This window comes from Paeniglutamicibacter psychrophenolicus, from assembly GCF_017876575.1.
In the GTDB taxonomy this organism is placed as follows: domain Bacteria; phylum Actinomycetota; class Actinomycetes; order Actinomycetales; family Micrococcaceae; genus Paeniglutamicibacter; species Paeniglutamicibacter psychrophenolicus.
This window is the reverse complement of sequence record NZ_JAGIOE010000001.1, coordinates 711,155-732,696: the sequence shown is the minus strand read 5'-3', so window position 1 is coordinate 732,696 and position 21,542 is coordinate 711,155. Positions and strand designations below refer to the sequence as shown.

Annotated in this window: 23 protein-coding genes and 1 riboswitch; of the genes, 14 read left to right on the top strand and 9 right to left on the bottom strand. The window is 67.2% G+C overall.

Features of this window, described 5'->3' with window-relative positions:
• Positions 1 to 113 precede the first annotated feature (113 nt).
• The 12 genes from JOF46_RS03185 to JOF46_RS03130 all read left to right on the top strand — a co-directional run bounded on the left by JOF46_RS03185 (position 114) and on the right by JOF46_RS03130 (position 13,437).
• On the top strand, positions 114 to 1,637 hold the full coding sequence (locus tag JOF46_RS03185) for a sugar ABC transporter ATP-binding protein (RefSeq protein WP_209905989.1): 1,524 nt from the start codon (positions 114 to 116) through the stop codon (positions 1,635 to 1,637).
• The gene (locus JOF46_RS03180) at positions 1,634 to 2,674 is read left to right on the top strand and encodes an ABC transporter permease (RefSeq protein ID WP_209905988.1); all 1,041 of its coding nucleotides are present in this window, start codon (positions 1,634 to 1,636) and stop codon (positions 2,672 to 2,674) included. Before JOF46_RS03185 ends, JOF46_RS03180 begins: the two co-directional genes overlap by 4 nt.
• Positions 2,667 to 3,734 carry an ABC transporter permease gene (locus JOF46_RS03175; RefSeq protein WP_209905987.1) on the top strand — a complete coding sequence of 356 codons (1,068 nt, stop codon included), beginning with the start codon at positions 2,667 to 2,669 and terminating at the stop codon, positions 3,732 to 3,734. Before JOF46_RS03180 ends, JOF46_RS03175 begins: the two co-directional genes overlap by 8 nt.
• An 83-nt stretch (positions 3,735 to 3,817) precedes the next feature.
• Positions 3,818 to 4,882 (top strand): rhamnose ABC transporter substrate-binding protein, encoded by a 1,065-nt coding sequence (rhaS, locus tag JOF46_RS03170; RefSeq protein ID WP_209905986.1) that lies wholly within the window; start codon positions 3,818 to 3,820, stop codon positions 4,880 to 4,882.
• A gap of 110 nt (positions 4,883 to 4,992) precedes the next feature.
• The gene (locus JOF46_RS03165) at positions 4,993 to 6,444 is read left to right on the top strand and encodes an L-fucose/L-arabinose isomerase family protein (protein WP_209905985.1); all 1,452 of its coding nucleotides are present in this window, start codon (positions 4,993 to 4,995) and stop codon (positions 6,442 to 6,444) included.
• The gene (locus tag JOF46_RS03160; RefSeq protein ID WP_209905984.1) at positions 6,441 to 6,806 is read left to right on the top strand and encodes an L-rhamnose mutarotase; all 366 of its coding nucleotides are present in this window, start codon (positions 6,441 to 6,443) and stop codon (positions 6,804 to 6,806) included. The genes JOF46_RS03165 and JOF46_RS03160 overlap by 4 nt, the downstream gene beginning before the upstream one ends.
• Positions 6,803 to 7,975, top strand: a complete 1,173-nt coding sequence (rhaI, locus tag JOF46_RS03155; protein WP_209905983.1) for an L-rhamnose isomerase — start codon at positions 6,803 to 6,805, stop codon at positions 7,973 to 7,975. The genes JOF46_RS03160 and rhaI overlap by 4 nt, the downstream gene beginning before the upstream one ends.
• 65 nt (positions 7,976 to 8,040) lie before the next feature.
• Positions 8,041 to 10,077: a bifunctional aldolase/short-chain dehydrogenase gene (locus JOF46_RS03150; protein WP_209905982.1), complete on the top strand. Its 2,037-nt coding sequence runs from the start codon at positions 8,041 to 8,043 to the stop codon at positions 10,075 to 10,077.
• A gap of 5 nt (positions 10,078 to 10,082) precedes the next feature.
• Positions 10,083 to 11,579: a rhamnulokinase gene (locus JOF46_RS03145; RefSeq protein WP_209905981.1), complete on the top strand. Its 1,497-nt coding sequence runs from the start codon at positions 10,083 to 10,085 to the stop codon at positions 11,577 to 11,579.
• Positions 11,580 to 11,606: 27 nt separating this feature from the next.
• Positions 11,607 to 12,614 carry a pirin family protein gene (locus JOF46_RS03140; RefSeq protein ID WP_209905980.1) on the top strand — a complete coding sequence of 336 codons (1,008 nt, stop codon included), beginning with the start codon at positions 11,607 to 11,609 and terminating at the stop codon, positions 12,612 to 12,614.
• Between the two features lie 78 nt (positions 12,615 to 12,692).
• On the top strand, positions 12,693 to 13,076 hold the full coding sequence (locus tag JOF46_RS03135) for a ribonuclease E inhibitor RraB (RefSeq protein ID WP_209905979.1): 384 nt from the start codon (positions 12,693 to 12,695) through the stop codon (positions 13,074 to 13,076).
• Positions 13,077 to 13,104: 28 nt separating this feature from the next.
• Positions 13,105 to 13,437 (top strand): GNAT family N-acetyltransferase, encoded by a 333-nt coding sequence (locus tag JOF46_RS03130; RefSeq protein ID WP_209905978.1) that lies wholly within the window; start codon positions 13,105 to 13,107, stop codon positions 13,435 to 13,437.
• A 13-nt stretch (positions 13,438 to 13,450) separates the two neighbouring features.
• On the opposite strand, the gene JOF46_RS03125 is transcribed toward JOF46_RS03130, so the two are convergent.
• Positions 13,451 to 13,642, bottom strand: a complete 192-nt coding sequence (locus JOF46_RS03125; protein WP_209905977.1) for a helix-hairpin-helix domain-containing protein — start codon at positions 13,640 to 13,642, stop codon at positions 13,451 to 13,453.
• The gene (locus JOF46_RS03120; RefSeq protein WP_209905976.1) at positions 13,639 to 15,042 is read right to left on the bottom strand and encodes an MFS transporter; all 1,404 of its coding nucleotides are present in this window, start codon (positions 15,040 to 15,042) and stop codon (positions 13,639 to 13,641) included. Before JOF46_RS03120 ends, JOF46_RS03125 begins: the two co-directional genes overlap by 4 nt.
• Before the next feature lie 75 nt (positions 15,043 to 15,117).
• Here JOF46_RS03120 and JOF46_RS03115 point away from each other — a divergent pair, with 75 nt between their 5' ends.
• Positions 15,118 to 15,555 (top strand): SRPBCC family protein, encoded by a 438-nt coding sequence (locus JOF46_RS03115; RefSeq protein WP_209905975.1) that lies wholly within the window; start codon positions 15,118 to 15,120, stop codon positions 15,553 to 15,555.
• 100 nt (positions 15,556 to 15,655) lie between these two features.
• Here JOF46_RS03115 and dnaB read toward each other — a convergent pair whose 3' ends face one another.
• Entirely contained in the window at positions 15,656 to 17,029 is a 1,374-nt protein-coding gene (dnaB, locus tag JOF46_RS03110) for a replicative DNA helicase (RefSeq protein WP_209905974.1), read from the bottom strand.
• Between the two features lie 515 nt (positions 17,030 to 17,544).
• Here dnaB and JOF46_RS03105 point away from each other — a divergent pair.
• Positions 17,545 to 17,976, top strand: a complete 432-nt coding sequence (locus JOF46_RS03105) for a DUF1801 domain-containing protein (protein WP_209905973.1) — start codon at positions 17,545 to 17,547, stop codon at positions 17,974 to 17,976.
• 90 nt (positions 17,977 to 18,066) lie between these two features.
• On the opposite strand, the gene JOF46_RS03100 is transcribed toward JOF46_RS03105, so the two are convergent.
• From JOF46_RS03100 to rpsF, 6 genes are all read right to left on the bottom strand, one after another.
• Positions 18,067 to 18,576 (bottom strand): flavin reductase family protein, encoded by a 510-nt coding sequence (locus JOF46_RS03100; protein WP_113763918.1) that lies wholly within the window; start codon positions 18,574 to 18,576, stop codon positions 18,067 to 18,069.
• A 68-nt stretch (positions 18,577 to 18,644) separates the two neighbouring features.
• A riboswitch (SAM riboswitch) is annotated at positions 18,645 to 18,758 on the bottom strand.
• A 142-nt stretch (positions 18,759 to 18,900) separates the two neighbouring features.
• Positions 18,901 to 19,527 (bottom strand): dihydrofolate reductase family protein, encoded by a 627-nt coding sequence (locus JOF46_RS03095; protein ID WP_209905972.1) that lies wholly within the window; start codon positions 19,525 to 19,527, stop codon positions 18,901 to 18,903.
• A gap of 235 nt (positions 19,528 to 19,762) precedes the next feature.
• Positions 19,763 to 20,218: a 50S ribosomal protein L9 gene (gene rplI, locus JOF46_RS03090; protein WP_113763847.1), complete on the bottom strand. Its 456-nt coding sequence runs from the start codon at positions 20,216 to 20,218 to the stop codon at positions 19,763 to 19,765.
• A gap of 15 nt (positions 20,219 to 20,233) precedes the next feature.
• Positions 20,234 to 20,473, bottom strand: a complete 240-nt coding sequence (gene rpsR, locus JOF46_RS03085; protein ID WP_007269381.1) for a 30S ribosomal protein S18 — start codon at positions 20,471 to 20,473, stop codon at positions 20,234 to 20,236.
• Positions 20,474 to 20,536: 63 nt separating this feature from the next.
• Positions 20,537 to 21,130 (bottom strand): single-stranded DNA-binding protein, encoded by a 594-nt coding sequence (locus tag JOF46_RS03080; RefSeq protein WP_209905971.1) that lies wholly within the window; start codon positions 21,128 to 21,130, stop codon positions 20,537 to 20,539.
• Positions 21,131 to 21,174: 44 nt separating this feature from the next.
• A complete protein-coding gene (gene rpsF, locus JOF46_RS03075) occupies positions 21,175 to 21,480 on the bottom strand; it encodes a 30S ribosomal protein S6 (protein ID WP_209905970.1) in 306 nt (101 codons plus the stop codon).
• Between the last annotated feature and the right edge of the window lie 62 nt (positions 21,481 to 21,542).

The following is a 21,542-nucleotide window of genomic DNA, read 5'->3' as shown; positions in this document are numbered from 1 at the left end:
TTACTGGTTGACGCGCATCGATACCGCTGCTTATGATCTAGACCACACCCGGATTGAAACGATTCATTTTGTTCGGGTCCGTCCTCGAACCTACCGCAAAGGTGAACCAGAACATGGAAGCATCCGCCGCAGCCCAGGGCCCAGTGCTCCTGGCCTTGCACGGGGCCCTGAAGACCTTCGGGCCCGTGGTGGCCCTGGCCGATGGCACCATCGAGTTGCGTGCCGGGGAGATCCTCGCGCTCTGCGGGGAAAACGGTGCCGGAAAGTCCACCCTGGTCAAGATCCTTGCCGGGGTCCACGCCCCGGACGCCGGAACCTTCACCATGGACGGCGCCCCCTGCGCATTCAGGTCGGTGGCCGATTCCAAGGCCACCGGGATCTCGGTCATCTACCAGGAGCCCACGCTCTTCCCCGACTTGAGCGTGGCGGAGAACATCTTCATCGGGCGCCAACCCAAGAACCGGCTCGGGCTCATCGACCACGCGCAGATGCGCCGCGATGCGGCCTCGCTCTTCACCCGGCTCGGGGTGCCCATGAACCCGGGCCGCCGCGCCGAGGGCCTGTCCATCGCCGACCAGCAGCTCATCGAGATCGCCAAGGCCATCTCGCTGGACGCCAAGGTGCTGGTCATGGACGAACCCACCGCGGCACTCTCCGGGGCGGAGGTCGAGAGGCTGTTCAAGGTGGCCCGCGCCCTGCGCGATGCCGGAGCGGCGATCCTGTTCATCTCCCACCGCTTCGACGAGGTCTTCGCCCTGGCCGACCGCATCACCGTGATGCGCGACGGCCGCTACATCTCCACCCACCCCACCACCGAGACCACCGTTGAGGCCATCGTGCACGAGATGGTCGGACGCGACGTGGACGCCCTGTTCCCCGCCCGCAACACCGAACCCGGCCCGGTCGTCCTGCAGGTCTCGGGCCTGGGGCGCAAGGGCGTGTTCCGGGACATCGACTTCTGTGTGCGTGCCGGCGAGATCGTGGCGCTGGCCGGGCTGGTGGGAGCCGGGCGCACCGAGGTCGCCCGCGCCATCTTCGGGATCGACAAATCCACCTCCGGGACCGTGAGCGTCAACGGACATGAACTTGCCCCGGGGAACCCGCAGGCCGCCATCGCCGCGGGCATCGGCTTCGTCCCCGAGGACCGGCGCAAGCAGGGCCTGGTCATGGACCTGTCGGTGGCCCGGAACACCGCACTGACGCTGCGCCGCCGCTTCTCCCGCTTCGGGCTCATCGACTTCCGCGCCGAAAAGCGCACCGCCGCCACCTGGGCCCGCACCCTGCAGGTCAAGACCTCCTCCATGGACCAGGCCGTCTCCACCCTCTCGGGCGGGAACCAGCAAAAGGTCGTGCTGGCCAAGTGGCTGGCCACCGAGCCGAAGGTGCTGATCATCGACGAGCCCACCCGCGGCATCGACGTGGGCACCAAGGCCGAGGTGCACCGGTTGGTCGCCGAACTGGCCGGGCACGGCATGGCGATCCTGATGATCTCCTCCGAGCTGCCCGAGGTCCTGGGCATGGCCGACAGGGTGCTGGTCATGCACGAGGGGCTCATCTCCGCGGCGCTCGAGCGCGCCGAGGCCACCCCCGAATCCGTCATGCACGCCGCCACCGGATCGAACGAGGCAGCCGCATGAGCACCCAAGCCACGCAAACCCGCCCCGGCCCCGCCGAAGCCGGGGCCACCTCGCGCCTGGGCGCGCTGCTGCGGCTGCGCGAACTACCTGTCACCGTCGCCCTGGTGGCCCTGGTCATCGTCACCGCTGCGGTCAACCCGCTGTTCCTCTCCCCGCAGGGGATGAAGGACCTGATGCTCAACGCCACCATCATGATGCTGCTGGCCGCCGGGCAGACCATGGTCATCGTCACCCGCAACATCGATTTGTCCGTCGGGTCCATCCTGGGCCTGGTGGCCTTTGGCACCGGCAGCATCTTCGCCGCCGCCCCCACCATGCCCATCTGGCTGGTGCTGCTGGTCGGCGTCGGGTTCGGCGCGCTGCTCGGCTCGCTCAACGGGCTGCTGACGGTGTGGGCGAAGGTCCCCTCGCTGGTGATCACCCTGGGCACGCTCTACGTCTTCCGCGGCGTGAACAACGGCTGGGCCGGGCCGCGGCAATTCTTCGCCGGGGACAGGCCCGAGGCCTTCGGGAACCTCTCGGTGGACACGCTGCTGGGCGTGCCGATCATCACCGTGCTGGCGCTGGCCGTCGTGATCGTGCTGGCCGTGTACCTGGCCGGGGCCCGCTCCGGGCGCGACCTCTACGCGATCGGCTCGGACCCCGAGGCCGCCAAGCTCTTCGGCATCAACACCTCCACCCGGGTCTTCACCGCGTTCCTCGTCAACGGGGCGCTGGCCGGGTTGGCCGGGGTGCTCTACGCCAGCCGCTTCAACGCGGTGGGCGCGACCACCGGCAGCGGCCTGGAGCTGGACGTGGTCGCCGCCGCGGTGGTCGGCGGCGTGGCGATCTTCGGCGGATCGGGCACCGTGATCGGTGCCGCCATCGGCGCGATCCTGCTCAACACCATCACCAGCTCGCTCACCGCGCTGCGCGTGGACAAGTTCTGGCAGCAGGCCATCGTCGGCGTGCTGATCATCACCGCCATCCTCATCGACCGGCTGGCCTCGCTGCGCCACGCCAAGCACCTGCGTGAAAGGGAGGGCCGCAATGTCTGAGCACGCCACCGTGGCCGTGGACACCACCGCCTCGCTCGCCGACGTGGCACCCGTGCGCGGGCCGCGCTGGTACGCCGGGCGCGACGCCACCATGATCTACATCCTGTTGGCCTTCCTGGCCTACGCGGCACTGTCGATCCCGCGCTTCGCCTCCCCGGTCACCACCGGGTTCCTGCTGCTGGACGTGGTCCCGACGCTGCTGATCGCCATGCCGATGACGCTGATCATCGTCACCGGGGAGATCGATCTGTCCGTGGCCAGCATCGCGGGGCTGTCCTCCGCGGTGCTCGGCGTCGCCTGGGCCTCGGGCGCCGGGATCTGGGTGTCCATCGGGCTGGCCCTCGGCGTCGGGCTGCTGGCCGGGATCTTCAACGGGGTGCTCATCGCCTACGTGGGGCTGCCCTCGCTCGCTGTCACCATCGGCACCCTGGCGCTCTTCCGCGGGCTGGCCCTGGTGGTCATCGGCGACAACGCGGTGGCCAACTTCCCCAAGGAGATCACCGCGCTGGCCTCGGCCAAGCTGGGCACCAGCGGCATCCCGCTGGTGATCCTGCCGGTGGCAGCCGTCGTACTCGTCTTCGGGCTGGTGCTGCACCACACCGCCTTCGGCCGCGGGCTCTACGCCATGGGCTACTCCAAGGACGCCGCACACTTCGTGGGCATCAACGTGGGCAATTCCAAGTTCTGGCTCTACGTGGCCTCCGGGCTGGTCTCCGCCGCGGCCGGGGTCTTCTGGACGCTGCGCTACACCAGCGCCCGCAGCGACAACGCCTCGGGCCTGGAGCTGACGGTGATCGCCGCGGTGCTGCTGGGCGGGGTCTCGATCTTCGGCGGCAAGGGCTCGGTCCCCGGGGTGCTGGCCGGGGTGCTGCTGATCGGCTCGCTGAACTACGCGCTGCGCCTGGGCCGCGTCTCGGACGTCGTGCTGGTGACGGTGACCGGGCTGCTGCTCATCGCCTCGGTCATCGCCCCGTCGATCTCCGCGGCCGTGGGCCGCTGGCGGCACAGCCAGAGGCTGCGCCGGCACCTGGCCCAGGACCAGGGGGCCGAGCCCGGCTAAACACCCGCGCACCGAACCGCACCGGAACACCACACCATCCCATACCCGGCGGGCCACCCGCCACCGAGGAAGGAAAACCCGCAATGTCCATCCCACGCACCACACACACCAAACGAGTCGGCGCCCTCACCGCGACGCTCGCCGCCGCGGCCCTGGCCCTGAGTGCCTGCGCCGGGGGCGGCGCCGCCCCGGCGGGATCCGAGGGGGCAAGCGGGTCGGCCAAGGCCGACGCCACCATCACCTTCATCCCCAAGCAGCTGAACAACCCCTACACCGACGTGGTCCTGGGCGGCGGCAAGACCGCTGCCACGGCGGCCGGCTTCGCCACCGCCAACGTCGTGGGCCCGCTGGAGGCCTCGGCCTCCTCCCAGGTCACCTTCATCAACGCCGAGACCCAGGCCGGCACCAACGCGATCGTGATCGCCGCCAACGACCCCGACGCCGTCTGCTCGGCCCTGGACGAGGCCCGCACCGCCGGGGCCAAGATCGTCGCCTTCGACTCGGACACCAACCCCGAGTGCCGCGACGTGTTCATCTCCCAGGTCGTGGCCAAGGACGTGGCGCTGATCCAGACCAAGCTGATCTCCGAGCAGATCGGCGGGGCGGGCGAGATCGCGATCCTCTCGGCCACGGCAAACGCCACCAACCAGAACGAGTGGATCAAGTTCATGGAGGAGGAGCTGAAGTCCAACCCCGACTACAAGGACATCAAGCTGGTCGCCAAGGTCTACGGCGACGACGACGATGCCAAGTCCTTCCAGGAGGCCCAGGGCCTGATGCAGGCCCACCCGAACCTCAAGGGCATCATCTCCCCCACCACCGTGGGCATCGCGGCCACGGCCCGCTACCTGTCCACCAGCCAGTACAAGGGCAAGGTCGCGCTGACCGGGCTGGGACTGCCCAATGAGATGCGCTCCTTCGTCAAGGACGGGACCGTGAGCGAGTTCGCGCTCTGGGACCCGGCACAGCTCGGCGAGGTCGCCGCCTACGCGGCCAAGGCCCTGGTCGACGGCACCATCACCGGGGCGGTCGGCGACAAGTTCACCGCCGGCGACCTCGGCGAGCGCACCATCGAGGACGGCGGCATCGTGATCGTCGGCCCGCCGACGGTGTTCAACAAGGACAACATCGACGACTACGACTTCTAGTCGCCCGATTCTTCCCCGCGGTGTGCGGGCGTGCGGCCCGGAACATCCGGACCGCACGCCCGCACACCACCCACACACTTCTTGCCCCGCAGACCACGAAGGAGTTCGCCATGCCCGAAACAAGCCCCCTTGCCGCGCTCTTGGAGCCCCGCACCAGGCCCAAGACCCGCATCGGGCTGGTCTCCGGGGGCCTGGGCGCCTACTGGGACCAGTTCCCGGACCTGTTGCCCCGGCTCAGGGAATCGGCAGCCTACGTGGCCACGCGCCTGGCGGAACCGGATGTCGAACTGATCGACGCCGGCTTCGTCTCCGACGCCCCCGGGGCCAACGCCGCGGCCCAGGTGCTGCGGGCGGCGGACTGCGACCTACTGGTCGTCTTCGCCGCCACCTACCTCACCGCCTCCATGGTGCTGCCCATCGCCCAGCGCGCCGGGGCCCCGGTGCTGGTCATCGACCTGCAGCCCACCGCCTCCATGGACCACCCCACTTTCACCACCGGGGACTGGCTGGCCTACTGCGGGCAATGCCCGATCCCCGAGATCGCCAACGTCTTCCGCCGCGCCGGCATCGATTTCCGCTCGGTTTCCGGGCACCTGCGCCAGGACACCGCATGGGAGCGCATCGGGAACTGGGTTGCCGCCGCCGCGGTGCGCGGGCGCCTGCGCACCGCCAGGCACGGGCTGATGGGCCACCTGTACCCGGGGATGCTCGATGTCTCCACCGACCCGCTGAACATATCCGCCCGCTTCGGCTCGCACGTGGAAATCCTCGAATTCGACGACCTGCGCGAGCGGGTCGCCGCCGTCACCGACGCCCAGGTCGCAGCACGCGTCGAGCTGGCCAAGACCGTGTTCCGCCTCGACGCCTCGGTGAACGCGGCCGACCTTTCCTGGGCCGCGAAGGTCTCGGTGGGCCTGGACGCCCTGGTCTCCGACTTCGGCCTGGACTCGCTGGCCTACTACCACCGCGGGCTGGCCGGGGAAATCCACGAGCGCCTCGGCGCCGGGATGATCCTGGGCGCCTCGCTGCTCACGGCCCGCGGGATCCCGATGGCCGGGGAATACGAGCTGCGCACCTCCCTGGCGATGCTCGCCGCCGATACCCTGGGCGCCGGCGGCTCCTTCACCGAGATCCAGGCCCTGGACTTCGATGCCAACGTGGTGGAGATGGGCCACGACGGCCCCGCGCACCTGCGCATCTCCTCCGGGCAGCCGCTGCTGCGCGGGCTGGGCGTCTACCACGGCAAGCGCGGCTGGGGCGTCTCGGTCGAGTTCGACGTCCGCCACGGAGCGGTGACCTGCTTCGGGATCGGCGAGGACCGGGACGGGTCCTACAGCTTCATCACCTCCGAGGGCACCGTGACCGCCGGCCCGCTGCTGGGCATCGGCAACACCACCTCCCGGGTGGACTTCGGCACCGACCCCGGGCTCTGGGTCGATGACTGGTCCGCCACCGGGGTCGGGCACCACTGGGCGCTGTGCACCGGGCACCGCTCGGCGCAGCTAGCCGCCGCCGCGTCCCTGCTGGGCATCGAACACCGCACCGTGGGGGCCCGATCGTGAAACGCGTGTGCTTCCAGCTGCGCATCAAGCCCGCGCTCATCGCCGAATACACCCGCCGGCATACAGCGGTGTGGCCCGGGATGCTCGCCGCGCTGAAGGAAAGCGGCTGGCACAACTACTCGCTGTTCCTCCGCGCGGACGGGCTGCTCATCGGCTACTTCGAGACCGAGGACCTGACCGCGGCGCAGGCCGCCATGAACGCCACCGAGGTCAACGCCCGCTGGCAGGCGGAGATGGCCGGCTTCTTCGAAGACCTGGATCTCCCGCCCGATGCGGAATTCCTTCAACTCACCGAGGTGTTCAACCTCGAGGACCAGCTCGACGGCCTTGAAGCCCGCGAACAGACAGGAGAAACACCATGACCAGCACGCTTCCCGAGGCGGTCCAGGGGCAATTGGCTTCCCAGGAGATCGAGGTCCCGTCCTGGGCGTACGGGAACTCCGGCACCCGCTTCAAGGTGTTCTCCACCCCCGGCACCCCGCGCACCGTCCAGGAAAAGATCGCCGACGCCGCCCAGGTGCACCTGCACACCGGCCTGGCCCCGCGCGTCGCCCTGCACATTCCCTGGGACACCGTGGATGACTACTCCGCGCTGCGCACCTACGCCGAGGACCTGGGGGTGGGGCTCGGCACCATCAACTCCAACACCTTCCAGGACGACGCCTACAAGTTCGGCTCGCTGACCCACACCGACGCCGCGATCCGGCAAAAGGCCATCGACCACCACCTGGGCTGCATCGAGGTCATGGACCGGACCGGCTCCCGGGACCTGAAGATCTGGCTGGCCGACGGCACCAACTACCCCGGGCAGGGAGACATCCGCTCCCGGCAGGACCGGTTGGCCGACTCGCTGGCCGCCATCTATGCGCAGCTGGGCCCGGACCAGCGCCTGGTGCTGGAGTACAAGTTCTTCGAGCCGGCTTTCTACCACACCGACGTCCCGGACTGGGGCACCTCGTACGCCCAGACCCTGGCGCTGGGGCCCAAGGCCAGCGTCTGCCTGGACACCGGGCACCACGCACCGGGCACCAACATCGAGTTCATCGTTGCCCAGCTGCTGCGCCTGGGAAAGCTCGGGTCCTTCGACTTCAATTCCCGCTTCTACGCCGACGACGACCTGATCGTGGGGGCCGCGGACCCGTTCCAGCTCTTCCGGATCATGTACGAGGTGGTGCGCGGCGGCGGGCTGGATGCGGCCACCGGGGTCGTGTTCATGCTCGACCAGTGCCACAACATCGAGGAGAAGATCCCCGGGCAGATCCGCAGCGTGCTCAACGTGCAGGAGATGACGGCCCGCGCCCTGCTGGTGGACCGGACCGCACTGCTTGCCGCCCAGGAATCCGGGGACGTGCTGGGAGCCAACGCGATCATGATGGATGCCTTCTACACCGATGTGCGCCCCGCCCTGGCCACCTGGCGCGAATCGCGCGGGCTGCCCGCGGAGCCGCTGGCCGCCTACCGGGACTCGGGCCACCAGGAAAAGATCAACGCCGCACGCCTGGGCGGAACCCAGTCCAGCTGGGGCGCCTGACCCACCCCCCCCCCCGCCGTTCGCGGCCACCCCTTACCCCCTCGTAGAAACCAAGAGAGATCCACATGAGCAACCCCGTCGTCGCCGCACTCATCGCCAGGTCCAACGCCCTGGGCAGCGATCCGCGCAACACCAACTACGCAGGAGGCAACACCTCCGCCAAGGGCACCGCCACCGACCCGGTCACCGGGACGGACGTGGAGCTGCTCTGGGTCAAGGGCTCCGGCGGGGACCTGGGCACGCTGAGGGAATCGGGGCTCTCGGCCCTGCGCCTGGACCGCCTGCGGGCGCTGGTCGGCAGCTACCCGGGCCTCGAGCACGAGGATGAGATGGTCGCGGCCTTCGACTACTGCCTGCACGGCACCGGCGGGGCAGTCCCGTCGATCGACACCGCCATGCACGGGCTCATCGACGCCGCGCACGTGGACCACCTGCACCCGGATTCGGGCATCGCGATCGCCACCGCCGCCGACGGCCGGGAGCTGACCGGGAAGATCTTCGGGCAGAAGGTCGTGTGGGTTCCGTGGCGCCGCCCCGGCTTCCAGCTGGGCCTGGACATCGCACGGCTCAAGGAAGAAAACCCGCAGGCCATCGGGTGCATCCTCGGCGGACACGGCATCACCGCCTGGGGGAACACCAGCGAGGAATCACAGGCCAACTCGCTGTGGATCATCCACACCGCCGAAAACCACATCGCCGGGCACGGGCGCCCGGAACCCTTCGGGGCCAAGCTGCCACAGCGTGCCGCACTGCCCGAGGCCCAACGCCGTGCCAAGGCAGCGGCCCTGGCCCCGGCCATCCGCGCCATCGCCAGCGAAGACAAGCCAGTGGTCGGGCACTTCAGCGATGCACCGGAGGTCCTCGAGTTCCTAGGCTCGGCACGCCTGGAGGAACTGGCGGCCCTGGGCACCAGCTGCCCGGACCACTTCCTGCGCACCAAGATCAAGCCGCTGGTCCTGGACCTCGATGCCGATGCCGGCATCGAGGCCTGCACCGCGCGGCTGGCCGAACTGCATGCCGCCTACCGCGCCGACTACGGCGCCTACTACCGGCGGCACGCCACCGACGATTCCCCGGCCATGCGCGGGGCCGACCCGGCGATCGTGCTGGTCCCCGGAGTGGGGATGTTCAGCTACGGGGCCAACAAGCAGACCGCACGGGTCGCCGGGGAGTTCTACCGCAACGCCATCAACGTGATGCGCGGGGCCGAAGCCCTCTCCAGCTACGCCCCCATCGACGAATCCGAGAAATTCGGCATCGAATACTGGGCGCTCGAGGAAGCCAAGCTCACCCGGATGCCCAAGCCCAAGGCCCTGGCCACCCGCATCGCCCTGGTCACCGGGGCCGCCTCGGGCATCGGACGGGCCATCGCCGAACGCCTCGCCGCCGAGGGCGCCTGCGTCGTCATCGCCGACCTGGATGCGGACAAGGCCCGGGACGTGGCCGCCTCCATCGGCGGCACCGACGTGGCCATCGGGGTGCGCGTGGATGTCACCAGCGAGGACGAGGTCGCAGCCGGCGTCGAGGCCGCACTGCTGGCCTTCGGCGGGCTGGACCTGGTGGTGAACAACGCCGGGCTCTCGCTGTCCAAGTCGCTGCTGGAAACCACGGTGAAGGACTGGGAGCTGCAGCACGACGTGATGGCCAAGGGCTCCTTCCTGGTCTCCCGCGCCGCCGCCAGGGTGCTCATCGAGCAGAAGCTGGGCGGGGACATCATCTACATCTCCTCCAAGAACTCGGTGTTCGCCGGACCCAACAACATCGCCTATTCGGCCACCAAGGCCGACCAGGCCCACCAGGTGCGGCTGCTGGCGGCGGAACTGGGCGAGCACGGGGTGAAGGTCAACGGCATCAACCCCGACGGGGTGGTGCGCGGCTCGGGCATCTTCGCCGGCGGCTGGGGCGCCAAGCGCGCCGCGGTCTACGGGGTCCCGGAGGAGGACCTGGGCAAGTTCTATGCCCAGCGCACGCTGCTCAAGCGCGAGGTGCTGCCCGAGAACGTGGCCAACGCGGTCTTTGCCCTGTGTTCCGCCGACCTCTCGCACACCACCGGCCTGCACATCCCGGTTGACGCCGGGGTCCCCGCGGCGTTCCTGCGCTGAGCACCATGGAGAACCCAGGCAAGGCGGGCAACCCGGCGCGGCACGCCTACATCGCCATCGACATCGGGGCCTCCTCCGGCCGGGTCATCCTCGGGCAGCTGGCCGCCGGGCGCGTGGAACTAGAGGTCCTGCACCGCTTCCCCAACGCCGTGGTGCCACAAGGCGGCTCGCTGCACTGGGACATCGGGTTCCTGCACGCGCAGATGCTCACCGGGCTTGGCCTGGCCGCGGCCCGGGCCCGGGACCTGGGCGTGGAGATCGCCAGCATCGGCATCGACACCTGGGCGGTGGACTACGGGCTGCTGCGCGACGGCGAACTGCTCGGGGACCCCTTCGCCTACCGCGATCCACGCACCGAGAACGTCATCGAGTCCGTGCACCGGCTGGTTTCCCGCGAACAGCTGTACCGGATCAACGGGCTGCAGTTCCTGCCCTTCAACACCATCTACCAGCTGGCCTGCGAGCCCGAGCTGCGCGGCCTGCGCGCGCTGTTGGTCCCGGACCTGCTGGCCTACCTGCTCACCGGCGCCATGCGCACCGAGGAGACCAACGCCAGCACCACCGGGCTGCTCGATGCCGCCACCGGCAGGTTCTCCGGGCAGCTCGCCGCCGCCCTGGGCCTGGACCCCGGGCTCTTTGGCGAGCTGATTGCCCCCGGGCAGGTGTACGGCCAGCTGCTGCCGGGGATCGCCGCCGGCACCGGGCTGGGGCCCGGCACCCCCGTGGTGGCCGTGGGATCCCACGACACCGCCTCGGCGGTGCTTGCCGTCCCGGCGGAACCCGGCACCGATTTCGCCTACATTTCCTCGGGGACCTGGTCGCTGGTGGGCCTGGAACTCGACGCACCGGTGCTTGGCGATGCCGCCCGGGAAGCGAATTTCACCAATGAGCGCGGCGTGGATTCCACCATCCGCTTCCTGCGCAACGTCGGGGGGCTGTGGCTGCTGCAAGAATCCCTGCGCCAATGGCAGCTGGGGGCCGATTCCCTGCCGGGACTGTTGAAGGCCGCCACGGCCTGGGAGGACAACGGAGCGCGCATCGATGCGGATTCGCAAGAGTTCCTGGCCCCCGGGTCCATGGCCGACCGCATCCGTGCCGCCGCCGGCCGGCGGGGCCCGGACGGTGCCTGGGTCCATCTGGACCCTGGCGCGGAACCGGCCGCAGTGGTGCGCTGCATCCTTGAATCCCTGGCCCAGGCCTACGCACGCGCCCTGCGCACCGCCACCGAGCTGACCGGATGCGTCCCGGAGCGCATCCACGTGGTGGGAGGCGGATCGCAGAATTCGTTGCTGTGCCAGCTCACCGCCAACGCCACCGGGCTGCCGGTGTTCGCCGGCCCGGTCGAGGCCACCGCACTGGGCAACGTCCTGGTCCAGGCCCGGGCCGCCGGCGAGGTTCCGGGCACCCTGGGGGACCTGCGCGCCGTGGTGGCCCGCTCGATGCCCGTCACCGAGTACCTGCCCGCCGCCCCGGCCCGCCACCGCGGCGCGGGGGATGCCTAAAGCCTGCCCCGGCACTACGCTGGGGACATGAGCAACCTCGAGGCCGCCCCCGACGAGATGGTTTGCGGGGCAGACAAGACCCATGCCGGGATCGAACTGTTGGTTCCGCGCAACGTCCCGCTTGGAGGGCCGCGCGCCATGGATGTGCGCCGCACCCTGCCGCAAAAACAGCGCAGCCTCATCGGCGCCTGGTGCTTCCTTGACCACTACGGTCCCGACCCGGTGGGCGAATCCGGCGGGATTAAGGTCCCGCGCCACCCGCACACCGGGTTGCAGACCGTGTCCTGGCTGTTCACCGGGGAGATCGAGCACCGCGATTCGGCCGGTTTCCACGCCATGGTGCGCCCCGGCGAGGTGAACCTGATGACTGCCGGCCGCGGGATCAGCCACTCCGAGTTCTCAACCCCCGACACCACGGTGCTGCACGGCGCCCAGCTGTGGGTCGCGCTGCCCGATTCGGCGCGGCACATGCCACCGACCTTCGCGCACTACCGGCCCGAGCCGCTGGTCGGTGACGGTTTCAGCGTCAGCGTGTTCCTCGGCGGCCTGACCGTGCTGAACCCGCGCGGCGCGGACCTGCACTCGCATTCCCCGGTGGCCACGCACACCGAGCTGGTGGGTGCCGAGATCCTGCTGCAGCCCGGCACCTCCATCCGGCTGGATGTGAAGGCACACCACGAGCACGGGGTGCTGCTGGACTCCGGGACCCTGAGCGTCGGGGTCGACGAGCTGCCCGTGGACCACCTGGCCTATCTGCCGCCCGGCTCCCAGGAAATCACCCTGAGCGCCGGAGCCCAACCCGTGCGCGCCCTGCTCATTGGCGGGGAACCGCTCAACGAGCAGATCCTGATGTGGTGGAACTTCGTGGGCCGCACCCACGAGGAAGTCGTCGAGTACCGCAGGCAGTGGCAGGCGGAGATCGGTGCGGAGCCCGGGGACATTATTTCCAGGCGCTTCGGGGACTTCCCGGAGGGCGAACCCGATCCCTTGCCGGCACCGGTTCTGCCCATGGTGAGGCTGCGGCCCCGCGACTGAGCGGAACCCCCGCAATGCAGCGGGCCGCGGGCTCACACCGACGGCCCCATAAGGAGAAATGAAAGGAGGGAAACCCGGATGTCATTGATCGAGGAACTGGCCAAGCTGCGCCGGGCCCTGGCCGAACGCGCCGCGTTGGGCGACCAGCTCGATGCAAAGCGCGAGATGGAGCATTTCGTTTCCTTCCGCTCGCTGCGGGAGGTCACCGAGGCCGCCGCGCACCTGGAGCGCTCCGGCTGGGACGTCGACCGGTCCGGCGGCCAGGACGCCAACTCCCGGTACCTGTTGCGGGTCTACCGGGAACAACCGATGGACGTCGAGAGCGCCGAACAAGCGTTGCGCGGCGTGTACGCCATCACCGAAAAACACGGCGGAACCTACGACGGGTTCGGGGCCGTGTTCATCGACGCCGAAGGCAGCGAGCCCAAGGGCTTCTTCGGCCGGCTCTTCGGTACCCCCTGAAAACCACCAACCCGCAAGGAAGCACGGCATGAGCGAGATCCGCATCGAACACCGCCCGGAACGCCTGCGCTATGCGCTGCTGGACGGCGGGAAGACCATCGGGGCGGCCCACTACCGCGAGCTGGAAACCACCGGCGGCATCCATCGGGTCTTCTTCCACACGCTCGTCGACGAGTCCTACGCCGGCCAGGGCTTGGCCTCCAGGCTGGCCGCCGAGGCACTGAAGGACACCGTTGGCCAGGGGCACAAGATCGTGGCCGTCTGCCCCTACATCAAGGCCTGGCTGCTCAAGCACCACGAGTTCGACGCCGACCTGGTGAAACCGACCAGCGAGCACCTGCGGATCCTGCCGCAGGAATAGCCTGCATGGCGGATCAGTCCGCCAATTCCAGCCCCAGCCCGGCCAGGGCCTCGCGCAGGATCCCGATGCCCTGGGGCCCGAAGCCATGGAGTTGGAGCAGCGCTGCCTGGCCGTACGCGGCGGCCTGTTCCAGGGTCGTGATCCCGGCTCCGGCCAGGGCGCGGGAGGCGGGTGCGGAGATCTTCGGCAGCGGGTGGGCGCTCATGGCTCCAGCGTAGCGATGGATTCCAGGCGGGGGGAAGCCTCGGTGCCGCTGCGCACCCGTGGGGTGAGCACCAGCAGTGCGACGCCGATGGCGGCGGTGAACAAGAAGACCGCCACGAAGGAGTCGTTGCCGCTGAAGGCCCCGAAGACCAGCCCGCCGGCTGCCAATGCCATGGCGGAGCCCAGCGAGTCGGATACGGCCAGCGCCGAGGAGTTGAAGCCCTGGTTCGCGGTGGTGGACAGCGCGATCATGTGCACGTTTTGCCGCGGATACACCAGCCCCATGCCTCCGCCGCCCATGGCCCACGCGAGGATCGCGACAATCGCCGGCAGGTGGAACGCCGCGGTGCCCAGCACCAGCAGGATCGCGCCCACTCCGAGCGCCGAGCCGATGAACATGGCCCGGGCGTTGTCCAACGACTCCCCCATGCGCCCCTGGATCGCCGAGCCCACGGACCAGCAGACGGCACCGCCGGTCAGGGAGAGGCCGGCAACCGCCGGGGAAAGGTCGAAGCGGTCCATCAAGAGATATGGAAGATAGACCTCGGTGCCGAAGAACGCTGCGGCGGCCAGGCCACGCACCAGGATCGTGGCCGGCAGCCCGCGCCCGGCCAGCAGCGTCCGGTCAGGCACCAGCGGCCGCACCGCAACCAGCACCACCAGCACCGCGATGCCCATGAGCACCAGGCCCAGCGCCGGAACCCGGGCCAGCAGGTTCATGCCAAGCACGGCTGCGGCCGCCAATCCGGCCCAGCCCAGCGCCCTCCAGCTGAAGTCCGCCGCGGGAGTCTCACCACCGCCCATCGCGTGAACCGAAGGCATGACCGCGGCCATCGCCAGAACCACCAGGCCCACGACCCCGAGGAACACCCAGCGCCAACCGATGGTTTGCGCCACGAGCCCGGCGGCGAACGGGCCGACAAGCGAGGGAACCACCCAGGCGGCGGCGAAGGCCGCAAAGATCTGCGGGTGCAGGCGCGGGACAAAGACCCGGGCCACCACCACATACAGGGCCACTGTGATGCCCCCGCCACCCAGCCCCTGCACCAGCCGCCCCGCCACCAGCACCTCCATGCCCGGGGCCACGCCGCACACCAGCAGCCCCAGCACGAAGAGCGCCGCTGACGCGTACAGCGGGACGGAGGGCCCGTGGCGGTCGGAGTAGCTCCCCGCGGCCACCATGCCGATCACCCCGCTGGCCATGGGCGCGGCAAAGGCCAGGGCATACAGCGACGCGCCATCCAGTTCCTTGCTGACCAGCGGCATCACGGTGGTGACGGCCAGGGACTCGAACGCCACCAGGAAGACCAGCGCGAACATCCCGGCGGTGACCCACCGGTATTGCGGGGAAAAAAGGCCCGCCTGGGACCCGCTGGCGGATGCGTTTGGCTGGCTCGACATACCTCGAGCGTAAGGTCTGGCGCATGGCTCCACCACAGGGACCGAACCGGTGGTGTGCACCGATATGCTTCGGGCATGGAATTCACCCAGGAACTCACCGTCAGCCTGCCTCGCCAGCGCTTCATCGAGCTCTTCGATGATCCGGAAAACCTCAAGGAGTGGCAGAAGGGCCTGATCTCCTTCGAAGGCGTCACCGGCACGCCCGGGGAGCCCGGCGCGACCTCGCGTCTGACGTACCGGCAGGGGCGCGGCACCATGGAGATGATTGAGACCGTGACCAGGCGCGACCTGCCCGAGGCTTTCGACGGCACCTACGACGCCAAGGGCGTGCACAATGTTTGCCGGAACGAATTCCATGACCTCGACGGGAGCGCCACGCGCTGGGTGGCCCACAATGTCTTTGAGTTCACCGGCTTCATGCGGGTCGTCGCGTTGCTGTTCGGCCCCATGTTCAAGAAGCAGAGCCTCAAGATGATGACGGCCTTCAAGGAGTTCGCCGAGGCCCGCGCCTAGGTCGCCAGACCTCGGCCCGGGAAAGGCCGGAAATCGGTTCGGGCGGTTGCGCTCCCCCTGCAGGGGGCACAACCGCCCGGATACGACGATCCGCAGGGAACTATCCCATGCCATCCTGCGCCATGTTGTTGAAGCGCGAGTAGTGGCCCTGGAACGCGACAACGATGGTCTTGGTGGGACCGTTACGGTGCTTGGCCACGATCACGTCGGCCTCGCCGGCACGTGCCGATTCCTTGTCGTAGATGTCTTCACGGTGCAGGAGGATGACCATGTCAGCATCCTGCTCAATGGATCCGGATTCGCGAAGGTCGGAGATCATCGGCTTCTTGTCGGTACGCTGCTCCGAACCACGGTTCAGCTGCGACAGGGCGATGACCGGAACGTCGAGTTCCTTGGCCAGCAGCTTCAGCGCACGAGAGAACTCGGAGACTTCCTGCTGGCGGGATTCGACCTTCTTGCCGGAGCTCATCAACTGAAGGTAGTCGAGGACCACTAGCTTGAGGTCGTGCTTCTGCTTGAGCCGTCGGCACTTGGCGCGGATTTCCATCAGCGACATGTTCGGCGAATCATCGATGAACAGCGGGGCATCGTTGAGCCTGCCCATCGTGGTGGCGATCTTCGACCATTCTTCGTCCTGGATCGTGCCCTTACGCAGGTTCTGCAGCGCAATGCTCGCCTCGGCCGACAGCAGGCGCATGGCGATTTCGTTGCGCCCCATTTCCAGGGAGAAGAAAACGGAGGTCAGGTTGTTCTTAATGGACGCTGACCTGGCAAAATCCAATGCGAACGTACTTTTGCCAACGGCCGGTCTGGCGGCGATAACGATCATCTGGCCGCCGTGCAGGCCTTGGGTCAGCTCGTCGAGTTCGAAGATTCCGGTGGGGACACCGATCACGCCCTCGCCTCGGCTGCCGGCCGATTCGATCTCATCGACGGTGCCCTCGATGATGTCGCGCAGCGGCACGTAGTCTTCGGCGGTGCGTCGTTCGGCGACCTTGTAGACCTCGGCCTGGGCCTCGTTGACGATGGCGTCGACCTCGCCGTCCTGCGAGTAGCCGAGCTGCACGATCTTGGTGCCGGCGTCAACGAGCCGGCGCAGCACCGCGCGTTCGCGAACGATTTCGGCATAGAAGCCGGCGTTGGCGGCGGTGGGCACCGATTGGATGAGCGTGTGGAGGTAAGCCGGGCCGCCAATGCGGGTGATCTCGCCGCGCTTGGTCAGCAGGTCCGAGACGGTGACGGCGTCGGCGGGCTCGCCGCGGCCGTAGAGGTCGATGATGGCTTCGTAAATTGCCTCGTGTGCCGGGCGATAGAAATCGAGGCCTCGCAGCACCTCGACGCAGTCAGCGATGGCGTCCTTGGAAAGCATCATGCCGCCCAAGACGCTCTGCTCTGCTACAAGGTCCTGTGGTGGAGTGCGTCCATAGTCCGATCCCTGTGAATCGGAGTTGGTTTCGGTGCTGGCTAGCGACACGGGCTTTTCCCTTCAAGCTGCGCGGGTTCCCAAGTTTTCCGCTTCATTACCCTTCCAGTGTCTCAAGGAGCACGGACGATTCGTTAGGTCCAAGCTCACACGTGCCGTAAGGCACCACGAACCTGTGGAAATAGGTGGGGAACACTGTCACCATAGACCTGATTTCCGCCAAACCCAACACGGTTATCCACAGGGCGTGTGGATAACCTGTGAACCTCGCGGCGTGTTGTGTGCACAGTCTGGGGAGAACGTTGTGGATTACAGGAAGTATTTGACAATTACATCCGTTTGACTAGGCCTTATGTAATTCACCCCCTGTGGATACAAACTAGTTATCCACATCCTCCACAGGCGTAAAAGTGGGTTATACATACAAAAACCCCGAGATTCCGCGGTTAATCCACCCCCGTTTCCACGGTTACCCACAAGCTATCCACAGACACGCCGAGGCTTGCCAAGGATCTGGGGATTGCGGGCATTGATGCACATCACCAAGCCCTGAGATACTGGGCCGCATGACCGCCAACAAGACCGCACCGACCCCCGTTGACCCACACGAGTTCATTGCAGCGGTGCCACACCCGACGCGGCGCGCGGACGCCGAGCTCCTGATGGAGATGATGGAAGTGGCCAGCGGCCAGCCCGCCACCATGTGGGGGCCCACGATCGTCGGCTTCGGCACCTACCACTACAAGTACGAGTCCGGCCGCGAGGGAGATGCTGTCGCCATTGGCTTTTCACCGCGCTCCGCGAACCTGGCACTCTACGGGCTGACCATTGCCCCGACGGCCCCCGCACTCCTGGCGAAACTGGGCAAGCACAAGCGCGGCGCGGGCTGCCTGTACGTGAACAAGCTCGCCGACGTCGATGTCGAGATCCTGGCCCAGCTTGCCCGTGACGGGTACCGGCACATGATGGACGCGGTCCACGTCCAGCCGCAGGGCTGAACACCGCATCAACGAAGAAGGCTCCCCGCCTGCCGCGCCGAATCATGTGTTCGGGGTGGCGGGCGGGGAGCCCTCGCGTTCCAGTGGACCTCAGGAGACCAGCTGCTCTGCCTCCAGGCGGCGGAAGGCGGAGCCGTGGAACACGAGCGGAGGATTGGTCTCGTCGTGCGTCTGGTGGCCGTGCACGCGCAGGAGCACCACGTGGTGGTCCCCGGCCGGGATCTCCTGCTCGATCGAGCAGTCGAGCCACAAGGTGGCGTCATGCAGGAACAGCGCGCCCTCGTCGGTCGAGTCCAGGCGAAGCCCGGCAAAGCGGTCCCCGGACTTGGATGCGATCTGTCGGCACACGCCCTCGTTCTTTTCGCTGAGCACCGAAACACCGATGCGCCCGCTGGTGCGTACCAACGGCCAGGTCTTGGAAGTGTTCTGGACCGCGAACATCACCAGCGGCGGATCCATGGACACACCGACTGTGAAGGACGAGGCCACAATTCCCTGCGGCTGTCCGTCGACGATGGAGCAGAGTGCGGCGATGCCGGATGGGTGCTGGGCAAAGACGTTGCGCAGGGTATCGGGTGTGAGGTCAGAGGTGAGTGTCATGGTGCTCAATCCTTCGGCTTCGGCCCACCTTCGCCACTGCGTGAAATGCACGCGCAGAACAGCGAGGTGTGCGGTACTTGCCCCCGGGGTTCCGGAAGGCCGAATCATCACCTGGAGCACCCCACCACCGTGAGAGGGTTGCCGGTCAACAAGCCAGGGCTTGTAAGTTGACACTCTTGATTCACCACTAACGTTAGGAGAAATATTGCGACTCCGTCAAAGATTGTTTCGACACATTAGGTCACGAAGCGTAAGAATCGAAGATCCTGCGACCCAATGCCACGATATGGCCAGCATGGAGCGATGATGATGGCCGCCGGGCGCTCAACCCACGTCCGAGGCGCCCGTGTAGGTCGCATAGCTCGGGGTTCCGGTGTTTTCATAGAGCAGGATGGCCAGTCCCCCGCCGGTGGACTTGCTGCCGGTCAACCGCAATCCCGCCGGTGAGCCGCCTTCGGGAAAGAGCCGCCGCCCGTGTCCAAGGACGACGGGAGCCACCACGAGCCGGAGCTCGTCGATCAACCCCGCGGCGAGCATCGACCCGGCAAGCCGGGCGCTGCCGTGGATCTGCAGTTCCCTGCCGGGTCGGGCCTTGAGCTGCGCAACCCGGGCGGCAACGTCGCCGGAGAGGACCGTGGTCGGGTTCCAGGAGCCCTCGGCCAGCGTCTGCGAGGCAACGTACTTCGGCAGCGAGTTCATCAGGGCCGTGAAGGGGTCATCCGGGTCGGTGATCTGCGGCCAGTCCCGCGCGAAGGCCTCGTAGGTGCGGCGGCCCAGCAGCAGCCCGTCGGCTTGCGCCAGCCATTGCGCGGCCTGGTCGATGAACCCCGCATCCATGTGCGGAACGAACCAGCCACCCTGCGTGAATCCATCGGTGGTGTCTTCCTCCGCGGACCCGGGGCCCTGGCAGACCCCGTCCAGGCTCACGAATTCGGTCAGTGTCAGCTTCATGCTCGCGCCTTCCTGTTGCAGCGCCCTGCAGCGTCCGTGGCCCGGGTCGGCCTCCATAACCGAACGGCAGCGGCTTCCTGCCGCAAAACTACTGGACACCGGCATCATGCGCCAGCCCCCGGCCGGCCGATCCGCGGGATGAAGGCACGTTTTGGGCGTTAAACCACTGTGGACCCCGCCATTGGCGGGGTCCACAGTGGTTTGCCGTCAGCCAAGACGGCGAATGCGCAAGAAATTACTTCTTGGCGGCAACAACCTGCAGTGCAACGGTCGCGGAGACATCGGTGTGCAGACGCACGGTCGCCGAGTAGTTACCCGTCGACTTGATGTGATCGTTGATTTCGATGTTGCGCTTGTCGATCGAGCCCAAGCCAGCGGCTGCAACAGCCTTGGCAATGTCCTCGGTCTTCACGGTGCCGAAGAGGCGACCGGTAGCGCCGGCCTTGACGGTCAGCTTGACCGGCTTGGCCGAGATCGAAGCGGCAAGTGCCTGTGCTTCTTCCAGGGAAGCAACAGCGCGAGCAGCACGGGCGGCCTTGATCGACTCAACCTGCTTCTCACCGCCCTTGCTCCAGGTGATGGCGAAGGCGCGCGGGAGAAGGTAGTTACGTGCGTAACCGGTCTTCACCTCAACGATGTCGCCTGCGGCACCAAGGCCGGTAACTTCGTGGGTCAGAATGAGCTTTGCCATGTTGGTATACCTTCCTTAGCCGCGGCCAGCGCCGGAGTAAGGCAGCAATGCCACTTCACGCGCGTTCTTGATGGCCTGTGCGATCTTGCGCTGTTCCTGTACGGAAACACCGGTAACGCGACGGGCACGGATCTTTCCGCGATCGGAAATGAACTTGCGCAGCAATGCTACGTCCTTGTAGTCGATGACAGTGATGTCAGCGGCCTTCAAGGGGTTGGACTTTGGTTTGGGCTTACGGAGTTCAGCCTTAGCCATCGTGGAGCTCCTTAATTCAGGTGGAGCCCGCAGAATTTTCTGCGGGATGGTGAATAAATTTGTTTAGAAAGGTGGTTCGTCGGAACCCGGGTTGCCCCATCCGCCGTTGTTTCCTCCGGCAGGAGCTCCCCAAGGATCGGCCGCGGGTGCATTCCAGCCGCCACCGGTGTTTCCGCCGGCGTTGCCGCCACCGAATCCACCGCCGCCGCCTGGGTTGCCGCCGCCGAATCCACCGGCATTTGCGCCGGCGTTCTGCTGTTGACCACCAAAGCCGCCACCGCCACCGCCGGAGCGCTGGGTACGGGTGACCTTTGCGGAGGCGTAACGCAGCGACGGGCCGATTTCATCGACCTCAAGCTCGGTGACGTTACGCTTTTCGCCTTCCTTGGTTTCGTAGGAACGCGACTTGAGGCGGCCCTGGGCGATGACGCGCATGCCCTTGGTCAACGTCTCAGCGACGTTTTCGGCTGCCTCACGCCACACCGACGCACGGAGGAACAGCGTGTCGCCGTCCTTCCATTCATTGGTCTGGCGGTCGAAGGTTCGCGGGGTCGATGCAATGGTGAAGTTCGCCACGGCCGATCCTGACGGGGTGAAACGCAGTTCCGGGTCAGCGGTCAAATTACCAATAACCGTAATGACTGTCTCGCCTGCCATTGGAGCCTCCTAAAGTGTTGTTCTACGAAGATCGAAGAGCAGAATTACTCTGCAACGACCTTTGCCTCTTCCGGGCGGGTGATCTTGGTGCGCATGATGGTCTCATTGAGGCTCAGCTGGCGGTCAAGCTCTGCGGAAGTAGCGGGGGTAGCGGTGAAGTTAACTACCGCGTAAATGGCCTCATTCTTCTTCTGAATGTCGTAGGCCAGGCGGCGACGGCCCCAGATGTCAACGTTCTCGATGGTTCCACCATCGTTACGGACAACGTCCAGGAACTTACCGAGGGTTGGTTCAACGGTTCGCTCGTCGACCTCGGGGTCGATCAGCACCATCAATTCATAAGCACGCATGTGAACCCACCTCCTTTGGGCTAAACGGTCACGGCATTTCCGCAACAGGAGGTTCTTTGCAT